This is a genomic window from Bacillus sp. PK3-037 (genome assembly GCF_054161355.1).
The window spans coordinates 1,935,025-1,959,456 of the sequence record NZ_CP096408.1 but is presented as its reverse complement, the minus strand read 5'-3'; the positions used below and the strand labels follow the sequence as shown (position 1 = coordinate 1,959,456).

The window sequence follows — 24,432 nt, the reverse complement described above, 5'->3', positions numbered from 1 at the left end:
TTTTTCATTTCCCCCTTAGTTTTTGCGAGTCAAGCTATCAGATACAATACGTTCCTGTTCTTTTTTATGAACTGTCGGATCTCCCTCTGCAGGACTGGATCGTCTTCTTCGTCCAATATATTGAACGCTTACTCCTTCTGGTGCAAGTTCTGTCAAATAAGGGCTGATGTAGCTCCAAGCCCCCATGTTCTGCGGTTCTTCCTGAACCCAAACGATTTCTTTTAGGTTCGGAAGCTTTGCAAATAATTCTTTGACTCCTTTTGCAGGGAATGGATACAGCTGTTCAATTCTCGCAATGTGAAGCCACTCTTTCCCGTCTTCTAACTTGTTGAAATGATCGCTGATGTCTATAGATACTTTACCGCTGGATAATACGAGCCGCGTTACTTTTTCATATTCATGAGAAAGTCCTGACTGTTCGTAAACAGGCTGGAAGCGGCTTTCACTGAGCTCCTGCACTTCAGAAACGGTATTCGGATTGCGCAGAAGGCTCTTCGGCGTCATGATGACGAGCGGACGAATTTCCTCACGCAGCAGCATTTTAGCCTGTCTTCTTAATATATGAAAATATTGAGCGGCGCTTGTCAGGTTGGCAACCGTCCAGTTATTCTCAGCAGCTAGCTGCAGGAACCGTTCGATTCTACCGCTTGAATGCTCAGGGCCCTGTCCCTCATAACCGTGGGGCAGCAGCATCACTAATCCGGATTTTTGGCCCCATTTTGCTCGTCCGGCAGAAATAAATTGGTCAAAGTACACTTGAGCAGCATTGGCAAAATCCCCATACTGCGCTTCCCAAAGGACAAGTGTTTCAGGTGAATACACATTATAGCCGTATTCAAAACCGAGTACAGATCCTTCAGACAGCGGGCTGTTATGAACGGCAAATGATGTGTCACAATCTGACAAATGGTGCAGCGGCACAAATTCCTTGCCTGTCTCACTGTCGTGAAGCACAAGGTTTCTTTGAGCAAACGTTCCGCGCTCAGAATCCTGTCCTGTTAATCGAATCGGTGTTCCGTCTTTCAGAATGGAAGCAAACGCGAGAGATTCAGCCAATGACCATTCCACTTTTCTGTCATCATCAAACGCCTTGGCCCGTCTTTCCAAAATGCGTTTTAGCTTACCGAATACATTAAACGAGTCCGGCCAATTGACCAGTTCTCCATTCAGCTTGCGGAGCACATCAAAATCAATAGATGTATCTACATCCGGAAAGCCGTTTGAAACAGGTTCCGGAAGTTCTATTTCACTGGCGATATGTTCCTTTTTAGCCGGCACTTTTTGATAAGCGTCTTCTATGCGTTTCGTTACCGACTTTTCAATGTTTTGAACAACTTCCTCGGTAAGCACCCCTTCTTTAACGAGCTTTTCCGCGAAAATATGTTTGACAGTCGGATGCTTTCTTACAGCGTCATACAGCATCGGCTGAGTAGTTGACGGCTCATCCATTTCGTTGTGTCCGTAGCGTCTGTACCCGATCAAGTCAATCAGAAAGTCCTTGTTGAATGTTTTTCGGTATTCAACCGCAAACTTAACAGCTGAAAGACAGGCTTCAGGATCGTCCGCATTTACGTGAACAATCGGAATTTCATAGCCCTTCGCCAGGTCACTGGCATAGTTTGTTGATCTTGATTCAGCGCTTTCTGTTGTGAATCCGATCATGTTATTGGCGATAATATGAATCGCACCGCCGACTTGATACCCTTTTAAAGAGCTTAAATTCAATGTTTCAGCTACAATTCCTTCCCCCGGGAACGCAGCGTCTCCATGAATTAAAATCGCAAGTGATTTTGTTTCATCCTGAACCGGATATCCGCTTTGTGTTCTTGTTTCCTGCGCCGCTCTTGTGCTGCCTTCAACAATCGGATTGATAAATTCCAAGTGGCTCGGGTTATTCGCCAGCGTAATGCGCGCAGACTTCGTTTCAGCGTCATGAAGCTCACGGTTCGCTCCCAGATGATATTTGACATCCCCCGTCCATCCGTAGCTGATGCCGATTGATCCTTCAGACGGGACAAGATCTTTGTTCGGCGCGTGCTGGAATTCTGAGAATATGATTTCATACGGTTTGCCCAGCACATGTGCCAGTACATTCAGGCGGCCCCTGTGCGCCATACCGATGTTGACGCTCGTTGTACCTGATTTGACAGATTGTGCAATAATGTCATCAAGCACTGGAACGAGAGCGTCCAGACCCTCAATTGAAAAACGCTTCTGCCCGACGAAGGTCCGGTGTAAAAATTGCTCGAATCCCTCTACTTCCATCAGTCTCTCCAGCACAGCTGACAGCTTTTCGGCTGAGTTCTTTTGGAACAATTCACCGGATTCAATCTTTTGAGTCAGCCATTCGCGCTCTTTAAAGTCGTGTACATGATCAAATTCAAATGAGATGGTTCTTTTATACGTATTTCGTAAATATTGAATGGCTTCTAAACCGTTCGTAATGTTTGTAGGAGCGTCTTTACAAATGACCGACGCAGGTATTTCTTTTATTTCCTCTTCTGTTAGCCCGTAATCGGATAATGGAAAGAGCTCGCTCTTTTTCCCATCCTTTCTGAGCGGATTGACGGAAGCGTTCAAATGGCCATAGGTTCGTATATCTTCTGCAAGTCTGATTGCTGATGCGATCTTTTGTATCAGATCGGCTGTAACACGTCCCTTTTCTTTTGTTCCCGATGCCTCTTTTATATCGCTTGGAGGAGCTCCGAGTTCGTCGAACATTTCCTTCAGATCCGGATCAATGCTGTTCGGATCCTGGGTGTACTGATCGTAAAGCTCCAGCGCATAGCCGAGGTTCGGACCGTAAAAATCTTCCCAATTCATTCGTTGTTTCATATTATTTTGAAACATTTGAATATTACCCCCAACCTAGATAATCAAGTGATTTATTCACTATCTTAAAATAACTTTCGAACGCTATGTCCAAAATTATGTAATAAAAACGCTTCCAATGATATTTTACCACTGTTTGCAATTTGATTCTACCTTGATTGTTCACAAAATAGTAAAAAACCTTTATAAAAAACAAAAAATTTAATCATTTAAAAAAAGAAACGCCAAAAAGCATAGAATAAAGGGTTATCCTATGCTTTTATGGAGCAGTTTTTTAAGAAGCGGATACAGTACATCCGGAAGCTGATCGACATCCGGGACAAATATACTGAACTTCCCGTACATATCCTGTATCGTTTTCATTTGTGATTCTTCAATTTCCGAGTTGGAGAGAAAAACATTTATGACTTCTATTCCTCTTTTTCGAGCTTCGATAACCGCTTCACTTGTATCGACAATTCCATTTTGCTCATAACCAAATGCGGCCGGCTCTCCGTCAGAGAACACGATTAAGAATTTTTGCGCCTCGCTCCGCTGCAGCATTTTTTTCGTCATTTGCCTGATCGCATAGCCGTCACGGTTGTCTTCCTCAGGTTCAAGCTGCATAATCGCCGGTCCCGCCGTCTGTCTTAAGGATGACTGAAATGGGATTACCGTATTAAAATAGTTCGGCTGACTCGTTTCGGTCGCATCGTTTGTATCCTCCCAGAAACCGACAATTTGATGCGGGACTGCTACCGACTTCAGGGCTTCGTGAAACAATACGATTCCCCTCTTCGTTTCATCCATTTTGTCGAACATGCTTGCTGAACAGTCGACCAGCAATGTGAAAACAGCGTCAATTTCTGAAGAAGGCTCTTGTTTTTTGTAAAAAAGACGCGGATTCCGCTCCGTAAAATAACGGAGAAGCTTGTTGTTCAGACGGCCCGCGTGAAGGTCAGTCCTTGGCAGCGTTTTTTTGTGTTCAAGCGTTTTTTGAATCATCTGTTTCAAACGCTTCTGATACGATTCGATCGATTTTGCCTGCTGTTTATAAGAAAGCTCTTCATCTTGTGTTGCAGGCTGCGGTTCTTTATAAATCGCAAACGCGAATTTATTTTCCTTTCCGTCGGCAAGACCCGCACCCTTCGGCTGGTCTTTTTTGGACTCCAGCGCTTCCAGTTTGGAATAGTCTTTTCGTTTTGTCTGTCTGGCTGAACCTTGAACAGAGCCGAGGGCCTGGTCTCCATCGTCCCCTTCACGAGAAGCATCTTTTCCTAAATCGGATTTTGCGCCGTGTTCAATATCAAATTGAAGGAAGCTTTTAGACGGCGCTTCTGTTTCACGGTGCCAAGTCGGCATTTCTTCATCGTGAATATCTTCATCGCCGTCTGACTTTTTTGGAAGCGTTATGTCATCGCTCAGCTTCGGCGCTTTTTTCTCTTCTTCAAATAACGGCTGCTCTGCAGCTTTTGCATAATCTAACTCAGGCAAAAAGAAGTAGGTATTCAGCATGTCTTTATCAAGCACCTCATCAAGTCCGTCCATGATATCTTCGACAATTTTCAGAACGTGATGTGTAGAATCAGCTTCATACACACGCAAGAGCTGCTGTTCGATAAACGGATGCATCAGATCAATATCATCACGCATAGACGGGATGGCTTCCAGAGGCGATTCCGCCGTCAGCTTGACATACATGGCGCAAAAGAGCGCATCCGTAAAAATGCTTCGTTCTAAATTTAAAGTCAGCTGCGTGGAGAAATGTTTTCTGTACATGTCTTTTCGTTTTGCAAATACATGCTTTGTACCAGGACGCTCGTGTTTGATGCATTCTTCAATTCTGATGTCCTCAAGCAGCATAAACAGCTGTTTGGCAAAGCTTTTGTACGTAAGATTGTGCTGGATATAATCCAAAAGGCTCGCAAACTCTTGCAGCGAGCTGTATTTTGTTCCGACCGATCGAAGGTAGACATCGCTTTTGAGACCTGCTTCCATATCTTCAGCTGCTCTGTCCTTCCAAAAGTGGCTCATGTAGATTTTTTTTTCAAATGGGTTGTAGTAGGACTGAACGCCATACTCCACTTCCACTGCCTCACTTTTGGTGAGCGTTTTGGCCAAATCGGTCAGCATCATAAATAAAAACGAGTCAATTGTGCTGTCATTAAATTTGATAAATTTCATCGCACATCCCTCATTCAAACAGAGTTTCCGCGATATTTCGGACCGCCGCCTTTTCACGGTCATCGTCAAGCTTCTCTACAATTCCCCGTTCGATGGCACGTAGCGGCGGAATATAAGCGGCTAAATCACACGTATCAATTAAAGCTCTGATGGATGCCGCTTCTTCAGACACCTGCCCGTTATTGGCCTGAACGATCAGATCAGAAGACAGCGTGATAAAACGGTCAATCAATTTCTCATCATGAAGAGCAGACTGAGACATGAGTACTTGTTTCAGCAGCTCGCCTTTAATATAAGGCACATCAATGATGACAAAACGGTTTTTAAGCGCTTCATTCAGGGGAACGGTTCCGACGTAGCCTTCATTGATGGCAGCAATGACTCCAAACCCCTCTTTTGCCCGAACGACTTCTCCTGTAAACGGATTTGTCATCATTTTTCTGTAGTCCAATACACCGTTTAAGATTGGCAGGGTTTCCGGTTTTGCCATATTAATTTCATCTATATAAAGAAAGTGGCCTTCATTCATGGCCGTTGTCACAGGTCCAGAGACAAACTCGATCGTCGCCTGGCCAGATTGATTTTCAATGGTTTTATAGCCGACCAGCGCTTCAGCATCTAAATCAACTGAGCAGTTGACACTGTGCATCGGTTTATGAAAATAGCTGGACAATGTTTCTGCCAGCTTAGTTTTACCTGAGCCTGTAGGTCCTTTTAACAGGATATTTTTCCCCATCGCTAATGCGATAATGGCATCAAATAAAATGGCTTCATCCTCCGCCTCATAGCCTGATGTCCCGATAAGCGATTGAAATTCTGGAGAAATCGGCTGGCTTTTATATGATAAAAGCTTATTTTGTATATCTTCCGGCAATGTTAAGTGCTGCAATTGAGATGTCATAGACAGGTTTCCTTTCCTATTCGTATTCCATTAACGAGTATACTAAAAAAGCCCCTGTATGCTCAATACAAAAGGGCTCCCGCTATATTACTGTTTCTCGTTATTGCCAGAAAGCGCTCCGCAGACAATTCGCGCTCCTGAATTTCCGCTCGGATTCGTCAAATAGTCGTCAGCCTGTTCATGAATAATAAACGCGCTGCCATCCTGGTCGAGAATATTCAATTTGCTTCCTTTTTGTAAAGAGGTTTCAGGCGCATTCATAATAACATCTACTTTCCCGTCTGCGCCGACTTCAAGATTCGGAAGATCTCCGGCATGATGTCCCATCGGATTATTGAAGCCGTGTTCTTTGTTCAGCGGATTAAAGGGTCCGCCCGCGGATTCAAAATCCGGCCTGACACATGATCCTTTTTCATAAATATGAAACCCGAGTGAAGCCCCAGGTGTCAAGCTGTGTGCTGAGATGTGAAAATCGAGCCCTTCGTCTTCTGACTCTTTTATTTCAATAAATCCGACTTTTTCGCCTTCTCTATTGACCAGCTGAATCTGATGGCGAAACGCTGAGGTTTCTATTACCTTTTTTTCCGGTACCCGCCGCGGATGATCGGGAGGTGTTTCCTGACTGCATCCCGCAAGACCCAGTGCCGCCAGCACGATAAGGAGCAAGAAACGATTCATGCTGTCTCCCCCTTGTTTTTTCTAACAGTCTGGTCAATCATATTCCGATATAAACTAAAAAAAGCCTTTTAAAAGGCTTTTACATTAGAGCAGCAGGACGTCCTGCCCAAACGCCCCGTCTGTCTAATGTCGATGCTTAAAGTTTAAAAATAGCTTCGTGCTCCCAGGTAGCGCTGTTTCCAATACGAATTGCTGAGATTGGAAATGCCCACGCCGTCGGAGCTTGCATGAATAAAATTGCCGCCGCCCAAGTAAATCCCCATGTGAGACGGTCCGGATTTATACGTCGTAAAGAAAACAAAGTCACCGACTGACGGCTGGCTGACTTTTTGCATTACATTCCAGTACCCTGCCGTGCTCAGCCTTGAAATAGTAGATGATACTTTATTAATGAGGTAATAAATATAGCCGCTGCAATCGAAACCGGAAGGCGTATTTCCGCCCCAGCGATACGGAACACCGACATATTTTTTTGCCTCCGTTATCATTCTGTCAATCTTTGTTCCTATTTGAACGTTTGATCCTGGTTTATCTTTCGGGACTGTCTTATTGGAATGATTTGATTTAGTCGTTCCTGAAATCGTGAGAACCTGCCCGATTCGCAGAACATCACTAGACAAATTGTTCTTATCACGGATACTTTGCACAGTGACGCCCAGCTGATTCGCAATCTTCCATAACGAATCACCCGATTTCACTTTGTATGTAGTTGTTTTTGAAGAATTTGAGTTTGACGGTTTTTTGGAACCGCCGCTACCGCTATTGGATGAGCTGCTTTTTTTTATTTTTAATACTTGCTTAGGGTAAAGCGTATCTGATGTTAAGCCGTTTAAGGTTTTCAATTCGGCCACCGTGATATTTAGACTGTTTGCGATTTTCCACAGAGAATCACCAAGCTTTACAGTATATGTACCTTTTGATGAGCCTGCAGAATTTGAACCGTTGCTTTTTTTCTGCCCATTCGAACCGTTTGAACTGCTTGTCCCTTTCATTTTCAGTTTTTGGCCGGGACGAATCAAATCACTGCTCAGGCTGTTTAAGCTTTTAAGCTCTGAAACACTCATTTTATGATTTTTGGCAATCATCCATAAAGAATCACCATATGCTACGGTGTATGTTGACGTTTTGCTTGAGTTTGATGAGGATGTTTTGCTTTTTTTGCTGTTTTCAGGAACTTTAAGGCTTTGGCCGACATAAAGCATTGACGATTTCAATTTGTTTTCGGATTTCAGTGCTGAAATACTCGTATGATACTGGCGCGAAAGTTTCCAAAGAGAGTCACCGCTTTTCACCTTTATCGTTTTTGCGTCTGCGGGTGCTGCTGCCATCGATGACCCAACAACAGCGGAAACAGCCAAGCCGGCTATGATCTTCTTTTTCATTCATTTAACCTCCTAAACTTTTTATGAGACAAACAGAAATAATTAGTATTCTGTTTCCAAAAATGGCACACATACGTTTTATCGTCACTTTTTTAGCGTTATAAACAAATTTTTATAGATCCGGCAGCAAATTCAGCTTCGTTCGACCTTAAACCTCTAGATAAACACCTAATACTTTACATAATTTGTATAGGTTTATCGAAAGTCTAAGGAACTATTTAAGCGGGGGTAAAATGATTGGTTTATGTTGATGAAAGAAGCAGATTTTCCTCCTTTCCTGTCTGTTTTTCTTTCAATTCTCTATCAAAGTGTCAAATCCCTTCTTCTGACTGCAACTCTGCCCAGCTTTCCGAAACAGTTAAAAGCCTGTCCATTTCAAATGAACAGGCTGTATACACTATGCGTTAGCTGATTGAGTATTGTGTTTAACATATTCAAGAATGCTGTCGGCAGCTTTTTCAGCACCGCCTGCTGCTTTCAGTGACTGACCAATTGCTTTTGCTTTCTCAGCATAAACAGGATTGCTGATCACTTCTTGAATGGTTTCTTTCAGAAGGTTTTCAGACAGCTGTTCTTTTTTCAGCACTTTCCCCGCACCTACTTGTTCCACCTGTTTTCCGACAGCGAATTGATCAGCTCCAATCGGAATGACAATGAGCGGTGTTTCAAAATATAACCCTTCGCTTGTGCTGTTCATTCCGCCGTGGGTGACAAACAAACTGGCTCTTTTCAGGATTTCAAGCTGCGGCACATACGGGCGCACAATAAAATTGTGAGGAATATCGTTTAACTCACTTTGTTTAACATGTTTCCCAATGGACAGCACAACTTTTCCGTCAAAGTCTTTGCACACCTCGAGACATTGATTGAAAAACTCTTTTTGATTATTAAAAATGGTTCCCATAGATATAAACAGCACGTTTTCATTGTCAATCTGATCGAATGGAAAGGCATTGCTTTTGGCTCTTTTTGCAATTGAAGGACCAACAAAAACATAATTTTCTCCGAATTGCTCAGCCATTGGCTGAAATTCTCTTGACGTAAAGACAATCGTCAAATCTCCATCGGACGAAAAAACGTCAAACGGCTTGGTAATTCCCGCTTGAAACTCGGCATTTAAGGTTTCTGCGAGCTGCTGATAGGATTCATAATAAGGTGAGTCTTCAAATGGTCTGCTATTGAAGGTGTCCATCATTTCCTTTAAAAAATCCTCATTCATCGCAAAGGTCGTACATAATGAAAATCTAGGCAGTTTCAGCAGATTGGCAGTGATTTTACCGGTCAGGAAATGGTGATCATATATGACATAATCATATGATTCGTTTTTCACTTCATTATAAATATGGGTGGCGATGTCCTTACACCCTTTCAAAAAGGCGCATATCATTTCAGCAAAATCTCTTTCTTCATTACCAGTTGCGTTTTTTCCGAAATAATCTTCTCTAAAATCGTTATATTCACGAAATTCAATATCAAGCGCGGTGATTTTTTCTTCATATTCCTTTACTGCATAGTAAGTAATGTTTTCTCCTCGTGATTTCAGCTCCTTCATTACACCGATAGACGGATTAATATGGCCCTCTCCCGGAAAACCGATCATTAATACATTAGCCATGCGGCACACCCTTCCATTAAAATTTATGTAATATTTTATACAGTACTATAAATACAAAATCAGGTAAAGTATTTAACTTTATTAATATTAATCCATTATAACTTTTATACTAGGTTACATTTCCCGACTTTCTGTTTTCAAGAAAAAAAGCATTCAGTATGGCATGAATGCTTTTAAAAAAGAGTTCTATTCCAGTCATTTTGTCTCATGAGACGAAAGCTGTTCGGGTCCTTTTGTTTATTTTTACGTTCTCGGTGAGATGAGCGGATATAACACACCGTCCTTTGCAAACGACATCTTGCCTGTTTCCTCAGAAACAACAAGCACAAGCGCATCTGTATATCCAGACATCCCCAAAGCCGCCCGGTGCCTGGTTCCCAGATGAATATCCACTTCTTGTGTCGTCAGCGGGAGAACGTTTCCGGCTGAGACGAGTGTATGATCCCTCACTAATAAAGCGCCGTCATGAAGAGGGTTTCCCGGGAAAAAGATGCTTTCAATTAATGAAGCACTGATTTCTGCATGAAGCGAAGTTCCTTTTTGGATAAATTTGTCAACTGCGTCTGCCCTTTCAATGACAATTAACGCGCCATGCTTATTTTCCGATAAATTTTTAATCGCCTTAGCCAGTTCCACAAATGACGGTGTAAATTGTTCAATGTATGATTGCAAATAAAAGGATGAGGCAATGCCGTGCATATTCTGAAAAATACGTCCCAAGTCATCCAATTCACAAAGGAGGCATTGATCTTTTTCGTGTAGCGTTTTCAAAATAAGAGAAGCATCCCCTAGTATCTGTTCTAAATGCGATTGTATCTTTGCCGTGAATACACTTTCTGTCATCTGTTCATAATGCATGGACCTTCATCTCCTTTTCATATTTTCAACTTTGCACGCATGCTTATCTTATTGATGTACATTCTATTGGTAAAGGAGGTATGTAAAGAATGGAAATGGAAAGAATCATTCAATATATCTGCACCTTTTTAGGCGTTATTTCGCTTTCTTTTATTTATGCCCAAATGTTTAGAAAAACGAAACCGACAAAAAAAGAATAGGTCAGGCGTTCATTGCTTTTTATACATAAAATGTTATAATTTCTCTCGTTATGATAAAGAAACGGGGATCAATGTATGAAAGAAACCAAAAACGCCGGACAAAAGATAAAACAGCTTTTGCACATTTTAATTCCGATTTTAATTACTCAGGCGGGGCTTTCTCTCATGACCTTTTTAGATACGGTGATGTCAGGGAAAGTCAGCGCCGCCGATTTAGCCGGTGTGGCCATTGGATCAAGTCTTTGGACGCCTGTCTATACTGGACTGGCAGGTATATTAATGGCTGTCACGCCGATTGTCGCTCAGCTATTAGGCGCTGATAAAACCAAACAAATTCCCTTTACTGTCTTACAGGCTGTGTATGTGGCCGCGCTTCTAAGCATCGCCGTTTTAGCGGTTGGATACGGAATAGTTGATCCTGTTCTGTCCCGATTGAACCTTGAGGCTCACGTATATGACATTGCTAAGCGCTTTTTAGGTTTTTTATCTTTGGGGATTTTTCCTTTATTTGTTTACACCGTTTTGAGATCGTTCATTGACTCATTAGGAAAAACACGAGTGACCATGATGATTACACTATGTTCACTGCCGATTAATTTTGTGTTAAACTACGTATTTATTTTCGGAAAATTCGGCATGCCTGCCCTTGGCGGAGTCGGCGCCGGAATTGCATCAGCGCTTACGTATTGGTGCATCTGTATCATCAGTTTTATCATCATTCATAAAGCAGCGCCGTTTTCTGAATATGGCATTTTCCTTACCATGTATAAGTTCTCTTGGGAAGCGTGCAAAAATATGCTGAAAATCGGGCTGCCCATCGGGTTTGCCGTGTTTTTTGAAACGAGCATCTTCGCGGCTGTCACTTTGCTTATGAGCCATTTCAATACAGTGACCATCGCGTCCCATCAGGCCGCCATGAACTTTGCGTCACTTTTATATATGCTGCCTCTCAGCGTGTCCATGGCTTTAACGATAGTTGTCGGGTTTGAGGCCGGAGCCGCTCGTTTTAAAGACGCTCGCTCTTACAGCTTTATCGGCATCATGATGGCAGTAGGCTTTTCTTTGTTAACAGCTGCCTGTATCCTTTTATTCAGAGAGCAAATCGCAGGTATGTACACCTCTGATCAAGATGTCCTCCGGCTAACGCAGCACTTTTTAATTTACGCGCTGTTTTTTCAGCTTTCCGATGCTGTGGCAGCACCTATTCAGGGCGCCCTTAGAGGATATAAAGATGTCAATTATACACTTGCAGCCGCTTTTATTTCTTATTGGGTTATCGGCCTTCCTGTCGGTTATGCGGTCGGCACGTTTACAGAACTTGGGGCGTTCGGTTATTGGATCGGGTTAATTGCAGGGCTAGCGGCAGGAGCAGTCGGACTGTTTTTCAGGCTGGTTAAACTGCAGAAGCGTTATTTATTGAAACAGGAATTTTAAAAGAGGTGATATGACATGGCACAAAACCAGAAATTATATGAGTATCTGTCTCAGCATGCAGAAGAAATAAGTTCTACATGGTATGAAACAATCGAGGAAACTGATCCGAATTCAATCTATGCATCAACAGACCCGGCCGTCATTAAAAATTTAAAGAGCCAGAATCTTGCTTTCAATTATAAGATCAGCCGTATCTTTATAGATGAAGAAGAGGTATACTTGCCCATTCTAAAAGCCTGGGCATTTGAAGTCACTCAGGATCAAGAGCATTTAAAAACGCCTATCCACTATATTATCCGTGAGTTTGTCAGAGTGAGAGACTTGTATGTTTCCTATGTGAAGGACTTTGTTCATATCAATAGGGATACCGTGAAAAGCGAAGAAGCCGAGGATTTGTATCACACTCTTATTAAGGCGTTTGATCTTGTAATTCATATTTTTATAGAAGAAATGTACAAAAACACAAGTCTTCAGCTTCAAGCCCAAAAGGATATGATCACTGAATTGAGCGCGCCGGTGATCGTGCTGTTCCACAGTGTGGGACTGCTTCCGTTAATCGGTGATATTGATACCGTCCGTGCTAAATTGATCATGGAAAATACATTGAATCAATGTGCGAAAAAAAAGGTGACGCAGCTTTATATTGACTTGTCCGGAGTAGCGGTAATTGATACTATGGTTGCCCACCAGCTGTTCAGTCTGATTGAGGCGCTGCGGTTGATCGGCGTTTCATCCACATTATCGGGGATCCGCCCGGAAATTGCGCAAACCGCGGTCCAGCTCGGTTTGTCTTTTGAGGACATCTCACTGAGATCTACTCTTGCATCAGCGATTGCATCTGACTTGAAATTAAAAAAGGTATAAGATCCCCTCTAGGGCCTTATACCTTCTTTTTTAATCATTCCATTGATATGTCCAATACACTTCTTCTTCAAACCATGTTGCCATAACAGGTTCATTGTTTTTCAGTTTTTCCTCAAGCTCTCGGAGCATACCTTCCGTCTGGGTGCGATGAGCTCTTAACGCGTTCATTTTAATATCTGCCACTTCTTTGATATCAAGTACGACGTCTGCTTCGCCAAGCACCTCTTCCCTATTGCGTGTAATAGCCATGCATAGTGTGCGCGGACGGTCTTCTTTCTTTTTGCGGTACAATGCCCGGATGACCGCTTCCCCGCATGCATCATGGTCAGGATGGACGCCATGTCCCGGATAAAATGTGACAATTAAGCTTGGTTTTACATCATCTATGATTGCTTCCATGATATCAGCTAAATATTCATCGTCTTCAAACTCAAGCGTTTTATCCCGAAGTCCGAGCATTCGCAGATCATTGATATCCATTTCTTTGCAGGCGTTGATAAGCTCTTGTTTTCTTAATAATGGCAAGGTTTCCCGATTAGCAAAAAATGGATCACCCATATTTCTGCCCATCTCGCCTAACGTAGCGCAAGCATATGTAACGGGCACATCTTTTTTTCTGTTTAAAGCAATCAGACCCGCCACACCGTATGATTCGTCATCAGGGTGAGGCAGGATTACAAGCACGTGTTCTTTCATTATTTTTTCACCCTTTTCTTTAAACTGTGAACGGTTTTTCACTGATTTGAAGTGAAATAGCCAGTTTCCCGCCCGGCAAGTGTCCTGCCATTAATAAGCGGTTTTCTTCATCCACTGTGTACTCAGTCAGGCCTTCAGCATAAATCCAGCCCTCTTCTGTTTTTAAGCCGACCCGGTAAGGCCCGCTCCCTTTGATTTTAGCTTGATGATAGGTTACCTTCGCATTGCGTATATAAGCAACAACCGTCATGTTTTTTTCATTTAAATGTGCCGAGTAAGAACCGGTTGTGGTTTCTAAATGGATATATACAGGGCGGTCCGCATATCGTTCTAAAGATGCTTGCACATCTTCTTTTATGATTGCTTTCATAATTGCTCCCCTCTTTCTTCTTTTAAATACTGTACGCGTTCTGTATGTAATTTGACCAGTTGATATTTGACAGCCGGTTCCAGCTGTGAATTCACAATGCGCTGTATAGCGGCATAATATTTTTCCAGCATAGGTTTACGGAGTCTCGGATGTGTTCTCTTATCCAAAAGCTCAAGATCAATTGCCTCTGTAACCGCTTCTGCATCTTCGTTTGAGAAAGAGCGGCTGTTCCATAGCGAGACGTATGCTTTTACTATTTCTATATCATTGTCCATCGTCCTGCTCCTTTATGTCTTACATACATGAAATGATTATACATAATATATACTCAAACTGAAAAGCCAAAGGCTCAATGGCTTTTTGATGCCCGTTTCCATTTCACTTGTGAAAACGAAAACAAGACTAATGCAGCCCATATACAGGCAAAGGTAAATGCCTTCGAGCTTGAAAATGGCTCATGGTAAATGAACAGTCCGATCAGCAAGGTGATGGTCGGTGCAATATATTGCAATATACCGACTTGATACAGCGGCAGCCGCTTCGCCCCTTCAGCAAACAATAAGAGCGGCAGCGCGGTAAACACACCGGCAAAAAAGAGAAGCACCCATGCCCCGCCGCTGTCTGCACCCGCAGGCTGAATATGGCCGCTAAGCAGCAAATACCCGGATGCAATCGGCATAATCATGAATGTCTCCAGTGTTAAACCGATAGCGCTTGAAAGACTTGTTCTTTTTTTGGTAAATCCGTATAAGCCGAAGCTGAATGCTAGCAGCAGCGCGATGTACGGAATGGAGCCGTATTGTAACGCAGAAATAATAACGCCGGCTGCCGCAATAGAAACTGCAACCAATTGAAGGCGATTCAGCTTTTCCTTTAAAAACAAAATGCCGAGAAGAACTGACACAAGCGGATTGATGTAGTAGCCAAGACTTGCTTCTAGCAGAAATCCATGATTGACAGCCCATATGTATACAAACCAGTTAACCGAGATGAGAATTGAAGCGAGAAATAAAGATAGTATGCCTCCGTTCTTTTTTAAAGACCGCAGCTCATGCCACCCCGTTTTCCATTGACGCAAGAAAAAAAGCACGATACACATAAAAACAAAAGACCAAATGATACGGTGAGCTAAAATATCAAGTGCCGGCAGCTGTTCAAGAAGCTTCCAATAAAGCGGAAACAGCCCCCACATCATAAAGGAAACGGCTGTGTAAAGAACGCCTTTTTTTGTTTCTGATTGATGCATATTTTGTCCCTGCCTTTCTTTAGAGCATCTTATATTATATCACGTGAAAGATCGAGCAGGCATATACTATTTTGTCCGTGAAGAAAGGTGTGACGAAGATGTTTGAGTGGAACAAGTACTTTCCTTTCCAAAATCAATTTTCCAAGGAAGCATTAAAAAAGGCCGATCCAAAAGAGGTTGAGCATTATGTAAACAGTGTTATGGAAAGTGTGTTCGGAAGTGATTACGCGGCTCAATTTCCATTTCGCGATCCTCTCCCGACTAAAGAAAAAACAAAGCGCACCGAACCTGATATCGATATATTCGAAACAGCAGACCATGTGTTTGTAAAGGTTTCAGTAAACGAAAGCCAGCTGGAACAGCTCAAAATTAAACATACATCTCATACATTGCTGATTGAACATTTCCCGGGTTTGACTCATCCTAAAAAAGTAAATCTTCCCTGTCTTGTCAAGCGGAAAGGAACGAAAGCCGTATATAAAGACGGCCATCTGGAAGTCATGTTTCATAAACAGCAGGACTACAATATGTCCGAGGTAGAAATTATGCGATAAAAAACGGCCTGCACAGAAGCAGGCCGTTTTTGCTAATAGAAACCGGGATAACCTCCGCCATACGGTCCCCCAGGGCCGTATGGCGCACCTCCGTAACCGTAAGGAACAGGCGGATACGCATAGGGACGCGGATAATTAAAAAGAGCACTCCCAAGAAAACCGCCTAATAAACCGCCGACTAAAGGAGCGCCAAACAAAAAAGGGTTTCGTTCCGGGTATCCGGCCGGACCTGGGTTCCCGCGATAATACGAGTGTTGAGGGTACATGATTATTTCCTCCTTTATGTTTGCCTATATGTAAGGTATTCATCCAGGAAGAAAAACGATTGGGCTATTGTTATATTGATTTTTGCTGATAAAACATGATTACAAAAATAGTCCGGCCAATAAAACATAGCCCAGTCCTGTACCGAGAGGACCGTTGTGAGCAGCGTCCATGTTTGAAACGTTTCCTTCATGCTCAAGCCGTCAGAAATAACAAAATAAAAACCCCGGCAACAGTGATCTAAAATCGGCATGGCTAACCTCCATTTTCATGTTGTTTTTGACAATATCTCCGGATGTTCATTAGAAAGCGTTTTCATTTTTTATCGAAATAGGATCTTCGTGGTGATATAATTGTCATCTTTTGATCAACCATTATTTCATGCTAATCTCCTAATCAATTACTGCCAATAATATTTATGATTTCATAGGCTTCCAGACAACAACATAGTTATACATTGATCAATTATTGGTTATATGTTGTGTTTTTATCTATCAATTGGCTTAAATAACAAAACAATGTGATAACATGCTGATAAAATCAGTGTCACAAAAGGAGGAATTCAAATGCCATTATTACGTTTCGATCTGATAGAAGGCCGTGATCAAAAAGCATTAAATCGCTATTAGACACTGCTCATCAAGCGATGGCAGAAGCGTTTGGCGTGCCGGAGAGTGACCGATATCAAATTGTGCACCGCATCCCGCGAATGAGCTCGTGATTCACGATACCGGTTAATAGGATTTCATAGAAGCAAGGATCTGATCGTAATCAGCATTACAAGTAAAACAAGAACAAAGCGCCAAAAAGAGAAATGATATACCTTGCTGGCTGAAAAACTAGAAGCAGAATGCGGTATTTCCCCGGAAGACCTAATGGTTTCCATTACGGAAAACGGAGATGCTGATTGGAGTTTCGGGCTCGGCGAGGCACAATTTTTGAATGGTAAGTTATAAGATGGTGAAACTTCTTCATCTGCTTTACACTTAGCAAATGGCCAGTCAATGAAATAAAAAAGAGAGAGCCTTATTCAAGACCTCTCTTTTTTTATTTCTTTTTCAAAAAAGCAGAAATAACCAGAATGAAAACAGCCAGCAAAACGAAATATAACGGTGTGATCCAGATTTGGTGGATAGAATCAGGGTCTCCCTTTTTATAACCAGTTTCGATGCCTATGTAATTCCAATGAAAGCTGACAGGGTTATGATCGTATATATAAAATTCAGGCAGATAGAGTTCCGGTTTGCAGATTTGAACAACAAGATAAATGATGATTCCCATTAACAACAGGATAGCTGTTAGTAACTTTTTCACGGAAGGACCCTTTCCTATTTTTGTATGTTCACATCATCCTAACATCTCTTTTTATATATGTAAAATAAAAGCTGATTCATAACATGGCTCCTAAAATAAAAAGTCATGTAAACGGTATGACCCCACTTACATGACTTTCTCACTGAAACAAACCCTTTCTGCGGATGCTCTGTTTCTTTCCATTATTTCTCTTCTTCGCACACTGTAACACCAGGCTCACAAAATTGATCGGCCCACGCTTGCATTTCTTGAAATACGGCTTGCAGCGCGGTTCCTTTTTCAGTCAGCGTATAGATCACTTTTACCGGTGTCTCGGGTAGAACCCGGCGTTCAACAATTTCGTTTTGCTCTAGCTCTTTAAGGCGCTCTGCCAGCATTTTTTGGCTGATCATCGGTATGGTTTCCGTTATCTCTTTAAATCGTTTCGGCCCATCCATTAGTACATGGATGATCAGACCGTTCCATCGTTTTCCCAGCAATGAGAAAGCTGACTCCATTTTAGGGCACATTGTATTTCCCACTAGTCTTCATCCCTTCATCTATTGTTTGACAAGTATTCACTGATCCATTAGAATTATCTTTCAAGTTACATTTAGTAAGCTTCTAACTTTTCTATTATCATACCACGTTTACCCGAAGGAGGAAACATTATGACTGATACTCTGGACATTTTGCAAGCACGGGCATCTGTTAAGGAATATGATACGAATGCCCCGATCTCTAAAGAGGAACTGACTGATCTTTTGGAGCTCGCGATTAAAGCGCCTTCTGCATGGAATCTGCAGCACTGGCATTTTACAGTTTTCCACAGCGATGAATCAAAAGCGGCTCTTCTGCCTGTAGCATATAATCAAAAACAAATTGTTGAATCTTCTGCTGTTGTTGCCATTTTAGGCGATCTAAAAGCGAATGAAAACGGTGAAGACGTTTACGCTGAACTGGCAAACCAAGGTTTCATTACGGATGAAATCAAACAAACGCTTCTTAGCCAAATTAACGGTGCTTACCAAAGTGAACAGTTCGCACGCGATTCCGCTTTCTTAAATGCTTCATTGGCTGCTATGCAGCTTATGATTGCCGCAAAAGCGAAAGGTTATGACACCTGCGCAATCGGAGGATTTAATAAGGAGCAGTTCCAAAAGGAATTTGATATCAGCGAGCGCTATGTTCCGGTGATGCTTATTTCTATCGGAAAAGCAGTGAAACCTGCACATCAAAGCAACCGCTTGCCTCTATCAAAAGTATCAACTTGGCTGTAAATCTAAGAAAAACCTTAGTCCGGATAAACACGGACTAAGGTTTTTTTATTGAAACGTATCTTTGTACCATTGGCGAGCCTGTTCAGCTTCATGCTGTGTGAGCTGATGGCCCCCATCCTGCCAAAAAACGGAAACAGATGCCCCGCTGTCAAGCAAACAGCGGTGAAGCTCTTCCGATTCTTCCTTTGTGCAAAGCGGATCATATTTTCCCGCCCCAATGAAAACAGGAAGCCCTGTCATATCGGGAAGCTCAAGCCCCCGTTTCGGCACCATAGGATGATGCAGAATAGCCCCCTTTAAAACATCCGCATAATGAAAAAGCAGGCTCGCCGCGATATTTGCGCCGTTTGAGTAGCCGACTGCAATCACTCGGCTCCGGTCAAACTGATGCGTTTGTGCCGCCTCGTCGATAAAATCTTTCAATTCTTTTGTCCGCTCAACGAGATCCTTTTCATCAAATACACCTTCGCTGAGGCGTTTGAAAAAGCGCGGCATTCCATTTTCGAGCACTGATCCCCTGACGCCCAGCAAATGAGCATCCGGATCTATAAAACGGCCCAATGAAAGGAGATCATGCTCATTTCCTCCGGTTCCATGTAACAGCAGTAAGACGTTATCAGATGTCCCTTTTTCAAAAATATGCTTCATCATGTCCCCTCCTACAATTCAGGCAAAATATCTGTAATTTGTTTGCGGTGTTGCTCCAGCCATTCAGGCAGCTTTAAGGATGTCCCCAGCTCATCAAACGTTTCATCTGTCATAAAGCCTGGTTCATCTGTGGCAATCTCAAATAGGATGCCGCCTTTTTCCCTGAAATAAATTGATGTGAAATACTCCCTGTCAAGAATTTCTGATGAAGGGAGATGTTTTTCAGCAATAAGCGGCTGCCATTTAGCCTGCTCCTCACTCGTTGTCCGAAACGCTATATGATGAACTGTTCCATAACCGCCGACGCCTCTTTTTTCCGGCTGCAAATGAACGTCAATCACGTTTCCGACATCCGCTGCGGATTTCAGTCTAACGATCTGATCTTCTTCCGCTACTTTGCTGTATCCGAAGCTTTCCTCTAACAATTGAATCGTTGCTTGCGGGTCATAGGAGTACAGCAGCACGCCTCTCATTCCGGTGATGGCTTCATGTTCTGAAATGCCGTCAGGTGTCCACTCGCTTTTTCCGCTTTCGCCGTCTTCCATGATTGCTAACGGAAGGTCTTCTGTATCATCAAAGATCAGCGCGTGTTCCCCGCATAGCATTTTCTCCTCTGCATTCAGTCCATTATTTTGAAGGCGTTCCTTCCAGAAAGCCAGAGAGCCTTTAGGGACTGAAAAGTAAATCCGGCCGGCTTGGCCTTTCCCTACCGTCCCCTGCCCGCTACCTTGAAACGGGAAAAAGGTAATAATGGTCCCTGGATCTCCATTTTGATTCCCAAAGTAAAAATGATATGTTCCCGGGTCATCGAAATTCACTGTTTTTTTGACAAGCCGAAGCCCGAGCACTTCTGTATAAAATCGCAAATTTTCTTGCGGATCTCTGGCAAATGCTGTGACATGATGCAATCCTTCTGTTTTCATCTTTTCACTCCTAAATTATCTTGATTTCGAGATATTTATTATTTTAACCCTATAATGTGCAGGATGCAAACCATGTGACTTGGTTAAATAATTGAAAAAATCATTTTTTTCTAATAATTATCTTGTGATCTTATCTTACAACTGCTATTATAGTGAGCATTATCATGTTTCAGGAGGAAAGTAAATGGTTAAAAAAGCACTTATTGTTATACTCATCATTTTACCATTCATTCAGCTTGCACTTTTGCCGTTTGTGAATCGAATCGAACCGATTATTTTCGGCCTTCCTTTTTTCCATTTTTGGCTGCTGCTGTGGATTATTATTACGCCGGTATGTTCGTTTGGCATTTACCTGGTGCAAAAAAAAGATGGAGGAATTGAATGATGCAAGGAAATCTCACTGCACTTATGATTACGGCTATTATCGTATTAACTGTTGTCTGTATCGGATTTCTCGCCGGCAGAGACAAATCATCGCGAACCTCGGTGGAAGAATGGTCTGTCGGCGGCAGACGTTTTGGGGGCCTTCTTGTTTGGTTTTTAGTAGGCGCTGACCTTTACACGGCATATACTTTCTTAGGCCTGACCAGTACGGCTTACACAGGCGGAAGTGCTGCGTTTTTTGCAATTCCCTACTCCGTATTGGCTTATTTTATCGCCTATTTCTTCCTTCCGAAACTTTGGAAGGTTGCGAAAATTCACAAATTAACAACTCTCGCTGATTATGCGCGGGAACGCTTTGACAGCAAGCTGTTGGCAAGTCTCGTTGCAATTGTCGGTGTCCTGATGCTTATTCCATATATCTGTCTTCAGCTTAGCGGAATTCAAGATACGCTTCAGGTGGCGGGCACCGGCTATATCAACGTAAAGTTCGTTGTGATCATCTCATTCATTCTAGTTGCTCTTTACACGTTTTTCAGCGGGATTAAAGGGCCTACTTTTACAGCCATTATTAAAGATATTTTAGTATGGGTGATTATGCTGTTTATGGTCGTTTCCCTCCCTCTTATTCATTTCAACGGATGGACGCCGATGATTGATACATTGGTGAAGGAAGCGCCGCAAATGCTGACGATACCGACAGAGGGCCCAAAAGGCATCCCTTGGTTTATTACAGCATCTATTGTATCCGCCTTGGCACTTTTTATGTGGGCGCATGCCGCTACAGGTGTATTTACGGCGAAAAGTGCCGATGCAGTTAGAAAAAACAGCATGTTTTTGCCGCTTTATAACATCGTTTTAATCTTAGTTATTTTCCTTGGTTTTATCGCTTTTCTTGTGCTGCCGGAAGATACAAATCCAAGACTGGCGCTGCTGCATCTGATTCAAACGTCTTACGGCGGCGTGGCACAAGGTTTTGCATACGCCACTATCGCCCTAGCTTCATTGATCCCTTGTTCGATCATGGCTATCGGGGCATCGAATTTATTTGCCAACAACTTATACCGTGACTTGATTCATCCAAATGTGTCACAAAGCAAACTGACCCTTATTACACGTTCCATGGTGTTTGTCGTGATCGGTCTTGCACTTCTATTTGGAATGCTGTTCCCGACTGCCTTAGTAACACTTCAGCTTTTAGGCGTTTCCGGTATGGTGCAGATTTTCCCGGCGATTGCCGTCAGTTTATTCTGGAAGAACCAAACGAGAGAGGCGACAGTGATCGGATTATTAGCCGGCCTTGCGGTTACGTTTATTGTGTATATCACTCAATCTGCACACGGCATTTATGAGGGTTTCTGGGGATTGTCCGCCAATATCATCGCTGTAGTCATTCTCAATCCGCTGTTTGTAAAAAGAGCAGGTTCAAATCCAGTTAAAGAAGGTTTATTTGGTAAAAAAACTGAACTGAATCCGAATCAGAAGGGTGCTTAAAAAAAGCCATACGCGGTAGCCGCGTATGGCTTTTTTACATTTCTTTTTTCAGCGTTTCAATTGCTTTTTTCATTTGCGTATCATTATTTGACAGTTTTTGTTGAAGTTCTGTCATTAGTTTTGTTGTAGTATCGCCAGTCAGCACGCCTGTTTGTTTCAGATTCTCTTTTTTCTGGAACTGTTTGACGACTGATACAAAATCTTGATCATACGTACTGTTTACCTTCACCTGATAGCCAAGTGCTTTCAGCATTTGCTGAGCGACTTTGACTTCAGTGCCTGTATTGCCTGATTTGTACGTTTTATCAGCGTCCAAATATGGGAGCTTCGCGTAATCAGGAAGCTCTGCTTTCACTTGCGGCTTGATGCCTTTTTTATGAATCCATTCACCGTCAGCAGTCAGCCATTTGGCCATTGTCAGTTTGACTGTCGAGCCATCCTCATACTCTTTTGCGGTTTGCACTGTGCCTTTTCCGAATGTGGTTTCTCCAATTAACGGAATGCCTGACGATTCATGAAGGGCAGCGGCCATGATTTCTGCAGCGCTCGCTGTTCCGTCATTTACTAAAACGACAGTCGGCTTGGTGACTTTTCGTTCTTTTTCCGCTTTCATGACTTCTTTTGAGCCATTTTTGTACTCAACCTGCATAATATTTTTACCTTTATCAATAAACAGATTGCTCATTGTAATCGCCTGGTCCATTAAGCCGCCCGGATTGCCCCTCAAGTCTAAAATATAGCCTTTGGCACCTTTTTTCTCTAAACTGTCGATTGCACTTGTCAGCTCTTTAGCAGTTGTTTCAGAGAAAGAAGTGATTTGAATCTCACCGATATTATTGTCTTTCATCTCAGAATAGACGGTCTCAACAGGAATCGTATCGCGCTTAATGGAAAGATCAATCTCTCCCACTCCCGCTCTGTTCAGCTCAAGCTTCACTTTTGTGCCCTTTTTGCCGCGGATTAAAGCGACGGCTTCATTTACATTCATGCCTTTTACGCTTTTACCGTTTACTTTCAGGATTTGATCCTTCGGTTTGATTCCGGCTTTTTCAGCAGGTGAACCTTTGATTGGCGCAACAATAAGGATTTCACCGTCCTTTTCCTCTACTTGCGCTCCTATTCCTTCAAAGGATGCAGAAATGCTTTCTTCGAATGATTTTCCTTCCTCTTGATCCATATAGGTAGAGTAAGGATCGTCCAGAGACTCAATCATTCCTTTAATTGCTCCGTCTACTAATTTGTCATCATTTGTTTCCTTGTAATAATCACTTTTGATTTGCTCATACGCTTTATTTAATTTATCGAACTTACTATCTCCTGTGCTTGTTGATTTCTGGCCCAGAATGCTTGAATTGCCCGTAATAAATAAAGTCAGCGCCGAAGCGACAACCGCAGTGATCAGCACAACAAAAAACAGTTTCAATTGCCGTTTCAATTAAACACCACCTTTTCTTCTTACATTATTATCATGGACGATTTCCTATTCGTCAACTCGGAGCAGAAAATATAGAGATCCGCCCTTCTTTATCGTTTCATAAACCTATGTCTTTTCACGACATATAATAACCAAAAAGGAGGATACCATTTTGAGCCGATATTTAGAAATGCTGTCCTTATTCGGTGTCTCAGGTGCACATCCAGGCGGGCTTGCTTTTTCAAAAGCCGTATTGCAAAAAGCGGCACCTTCGCCTGATCAGCCGATTCTTGATGCCGGATGCGGGACGGGGCAAACTGCGGCTTATTTAGGACATTTGCTTTATCCAGTCACAGTCGTTGATAAAGACCCTGTCATGCTTGAGAAGGCGAAAAAAAGATTTGCAAATGAAGGGCTGGCCATCCCTGCACATCTTGGAGAGCTGGAACATCTTCCGTTTTCTTCGGCGTCCTTTTCCTGCGTCCTGTCCGAATCCGTCCTCAGTTTTTCCCATCTGACATCCTCCCTTCAAGAAATGAATAGAGTATTGAAGCCGGGCGGAATGCTGATCGGTATTGAAGCGGCGCTTAAAAAGCCGATGCCTCCGCGCGAAAAGAAGCGAATGATGGACTTTTACGGCTTTACAAAGCTTTATGACGAATCAGAGTGGATGGACTCGATTCGTTCCCATGGATTTCAGAAAACAGAAACGATCACCCTTTTGCCGGAAGATATGGAATTTGAACCGACGACAGAAATGGATGTATCGCAAGCAATCGCTCCTATCTACTATGAAACGCTTCAGTCTCATTATGACCTCATGCAGGCATACAGCGAGTATATGGGTCATTGTATCTTTATCGCATACAAGTAAAACGGCGCTTCACCCCCTCTTTTCGTCCAACCTTTTTTTGTTTATCTATCATAAGCTGATAGAAAGAC

24 protein-coding genes and 2 pseudogenes are annotated in these 24,432 nt (G+C 42.7%); 8 read left to right on the top strand and 18 right to left on the bottom strand.

Features of this window, described 5'->3' with window-relative positions; all coding sequences use genetic code 11:
* Positions 1 to 15 precede the first annotated feature (15 nt).
* The 7 genes from sucA to cdaS form a co-directional block, all read right to left on the bottom strand.
* Positions 16 to 2,850 (bottom strand): 2-oxoglutarate dehydrogenase E1 component, encoded by a 2,835-nt coding sequence (sucA, locus tag M1D69_RS10335; protein ID WP_458103834.1) that lies wholly within the window; start codon positions 2,848 to 2,850, stop codon positions 16 to 18.
* 228 nt (positions 2,851 to 3,078) lie between these two features.
* Positions 3,079 to 4,995 carry a vWA domain-containing protein gene (locus M1D69_RS10330; protein ID WP_458103835.1) on the bottom strand — a complete coding sequence of 639 codons (1,917 nt, stop codon included), beginning with the start codon at positions 4,993 to 4,995 and terminating at the stop codon, positions 3,079 to 3,081.
* Positions 4,996 to 5,005: 10 nt separating this feature from the next.
* Positions 5,006 to 5,896 (bottom strand): AAA family ATPase, encoded by an 891-nt coding sequence (locus tag M1D69_RS10325; protein WP_010334584.1) that lies wholly within the window; start codon positions 5,894 to 5,896, stop codon positions 5,006 to 5,008.
* A gap of 87 nt (positions 5,897 to 5,983) precedes the next feature.
* Positions 5,984 to 6,574 (bottom strand): superoxide dismutase family protein, encoded by a 591-nt coding sequence (locus tag M1D69_RS10320; protein WP_202647393.1) that lies wholly within the window; start codon positions 6,572 to 6,574, stop codon positions 5,984 to 5,986.
* A gap of 143 nt (positions 6,575 to 6,717) precedes the next feature.
* On the bottom strand, positions 6,718 to 7,956 hold the full coding sequence (locus tag M1D69_RS10315) for a LysM peptidoglycan-binding domain-containing protein (protein WP_458103836.1): 1,239 nt from the start codon (positions 7,954 to 7,956) through the stop codon (positions 6,718 to 6,720).
* 397 nt (positions 7,957 to 8,353) lie between these two features.
* A complete protein-coding gene (locus tag M1D69_RS10310) occupies positions 8,354 to 9,571 on the bottom strand; it encodes a macrolide family glycosyltransferase (protein ID WP_458103837.1) in 1,218 nt (405 codons plus the stop codon).
* Between the two features lie 243 nt (positions 9,572 to 9,814).
* On the bottom strand, positions 9,815 to 10,429 hold the full coding sequence (gene cdaS, locus M1D69_RS10305) for a sporulation-specific diadenylate cyclase CdaS (protein WP_458103838.1): 615 nt from the start codon (positions 10,427 to 10,429) through the stop codon (positions 9,815 to 9,817).
* 275 nt (positions 10,430 to 10,704) lie between these two features.
* On the opposite strand from cdaS, the gene M1D69_RS10300 reads away from it, so the two are divergent.
* A complete protein-coding gene (locus M1D69_RS10300; RefSeq protein WP_458103839.1) occupies positions 10,705 to 12,063 on the top strand; it encodes an MATE family efflux transporter in 1,359 nt (452 codons plus the stop codon).
* Positions 12,064 to 12,078: 15 nt separating this feature from the next.
* A complete protein-coding gene (locus tag M1D69_RS10295; RefSeq protein ID WP_458103840.1) occupies positions 12,079 to 12,927 on the top strand; it encodes an STAS domain-containing protein in 849 nt (282 codons plus the stop codon).
* Between the two features lie 30 nt (positions 12,928 to 12,957).
* Here M1D69_RS10295 and bshB2 read toward each other — a convergent pair whose 3' ends face one another.
* From bshB2 to rarD, 4 genes are all read right to left on the bottom strand, one after another.
* Positions 12,958 to 13,623, bottom strand: coding sequence for a bacillithiol biosynthesis deacetylase BshB2 (gene bshB2 / locus M1D69_RS10290; protein WP_458103841.1), 666 nt, complete (start codon positions 13,621 to 13,623; stop codon positions 12,958 to 12,960).
* Between the two features lie 19 nt (positions 13,624 to 13,642).
* A complete protein-coding gene (locus M1D69_RS10285; protein ID WP_010334594.1) occupies positions 13,643 to 13,993 on the bottom strand; it encodes a YojF family protein in 351 nt (116 codons plus the stop codon).
* Positions 13,990 to 14,268, bottom strand: coding sequence for a hypothetical protein (locus tag M1D69_RS10280; RefSeq protein ID WP_106021292.1), 279 nt, complete (start codon positions 14,266 to 14,268; stop codon positions 13,990 to 13,992). Before M1D69_RS10280 ends, M1D69_RS10285 begins: the two co-directional genes overlap by 4 nt.
* A gap of 74 nt (positions 14,269 to 14,342) precedes the next feature.
* A complete protein-coding gene (gene rarD, locus M1D69_RS10275; protein WP_458103842.1) occupies positions 14,343 to 15,239 on the bottom strand; it encodes an EamA family transporter RarD in 897 nt (298 codons plus the stop codon).
* A 98-nt stretch (positions 15,240 to 15,337) separates the two neighbouring features.
* Here rarD and M1D69_RS10270 point away from each other — a divergent pair, with 98 nt between their 5' ends.
* Positions 15,338 to 15,793: an Hsp20/alpha crystallin family protein gene (locus tag M1D69_RS10270; RefSeq protein ID WP_326327435.1), complete on the top strand. Its 456-nt coding sequence runs from the start codon at positions 15,338 to 15,340 to the stop codon at positions 15,791 to 15,793.
* A 32-nt stretch (positions 15,794 to 15,825) separates the two neighbouring features.
* Here the strand turns inward: M1D69_RS10270 and M1D69_RS10265 are convergent, their stop codons facing one another.
* The gene (locus M1D69_RS10265; protein WP_044155524.1) at positions 15,826 to 16,059 is read right to left on the bottom strand and encodes a hypothetical protein; all 234 of its coding nucleotides are present in this window, start codon (positions 16,057 to 16,059) and stop codon (positions 15,826 to 15,828) included.
* Between the two features lie 99 nt (positions 16,060 to 16,158).
* Positions 16,159 to 16,259, bottom strand: a pseudogene (locus M1D69_RS10260) (transporter); the annotation flags it as partial.
* 364 nt (positions 16,260 to 16,623) lie between these two features.
* Here M1D69_RS10260 and M1D69_RS10255 point away from each other — a divergent pair.
* Positions 16,624 to 17,013: pseudogene (locus tag M1D69_RS10255) on the top strand (tautomerase family protein).
* A gap of 91 nt (positions 17,014 to 17,104) precedes the next feature.
* On the opposite strand, the gene M1D69_RS10250 reads toward M1D69_RS10255, so the two are convergent.
* The gene (locus tag M1D69_RS10250) at positions 17,105 to 17,371 is read right to left on the bottom strand and encodes a hypothetical protein (protein ID WP_458103843.1); all 267 of its coding nucleotides are present in this window, start codon (positions 17,369 to 17,371) and stop codon (positions 17,105 to 17,107) included.
* Positions 17,372 to 17,553: 182 nt separating this feature from the next.
* Positions 17,554 to 17,892, bottom strand: a complete 339-nt coding sequence (yodB, locus tag M1D69_RS10245; protein WP_024121748.1) for a transcriptional regulator YodB — start codon at positions 17,890 to 17,892, stop codon at positions 17,554 to 17,556.
* A 129-nt stretch (positions 17,893 to 18,021) separates the two neighbouring features.
* Between yodB and M1D69_RS10240 the strand changes: the two genes are divergently transcribed.
* Positions 18,022 to 18,630, top strand: a complete 609-nt coding sequence (locus M1D69_RS10240; RefSeq protein ID WP_458103844.1) for a nitroreductase family protein — start codon at positions 18,022 to 18,024, stop codon at positions 18,628 to 18,630.
* A 45-nt stretch (positions 18,631 to 18,675) separates the two neighbouring features.
* On the opposite strand, the gene M1D69_RS10235 is transcribed toward M1D69_RS10240, so the two are convergent.
* Both M1D69_RS10235 and M1D69_RS10230 read right to left on the bottom strand, forming a co-directional pair.
* The gene (locus M1D69_RS10235) at positions 18,676 to 19,278 is read right to left on the bottom strand and encodes an alpha/beta hydrolase (protein ID WP_458106169.1); all 603 of its coding nucleotides are present in this window, start codon (positions 19,276 to 19,278) and stop codon (positions 18,676 to 18,678) included.
* 11 nt (positions 19,279 to 19,289) lie between these two features.
* Complete coding sequence (locus M1D69_RS10230; RefSeq protein ID WP_202647400.1) at positions 19,290 to 20,201, bottom strand: ring-cleaving dioxygenase; 912 nt, start codon at positions 20,199 to 20,201, stop codon at positions 19,290 to 19,292.
* 184 nt (positions 20,202 to 20,385) lie between these two features.
* Here M1D69_RS10230 and M1D69_RS10225 point away from each other — a divergent pair, with 184 nt between their 5' ends.
* Together M1D69_RS10225 and M1D69_RS10220 are read left to right on the top strand one after the other, a co-directional pair.
* Entirely contained in the window at positions 20,386 to 20,586 is a 201-nt protein-coding gene (locus M1D69_RS10225; protein ID WP_044155515.1) for a DUF3311 domain-containing protein, read from the top strand.
* A complete protein-coding gene (locus M1D69_RS10220; RefSeq protein WP_458106170.1) occupies positions 20,586 to 22,076 on the top strand; it encodes a sodium:solute symporter family protein in 1,491 nt (496 codons plus the stop codon). The genes M1D69_RS10225 and M1D69_RS10220 overlap by 1 nt, the downstream gene beginning before the upstream one ends.
* A gap of 34 nt (positions 22,077 to 22,110) precedes the next feature.
* On the opposite strand, the gene ctpA is transcribed toward M1D69_RS10220, so the two are convergent.
* Positions 22,111 to 23,511: a carboxy-terminal processing protease CtpA gene (gene ctpA / locus M1D69_RS10215; protein WP_202647401.1), complete on the bottom strand. Its 1,401-nt coding sequence runs from the start codon at positions 23,509 to 23,511 to the stop codon at positions 22,111 to 22,113.
* Positions 23,512 to 23,662: 151 nt separating this feature from the next.
* Here ctpA and M1D69_RS10210 point away from each other — a divergent pair, with 151 nt between their 5' ends.
* Positions 23,663 to 24,364: a class I SAM-dependent methyltransferase gene (locus M1D69_RS10210; protein ID WP_458103845.1), complete on the top strand. Its 702-nt coding sequence runs from the start codon at positions 23,663 to 23,665 to the stop codon at positions 24,362 to 24,364.
* Positions 24,365 to 24,432 lie beyond the last annotated feature (68 nt).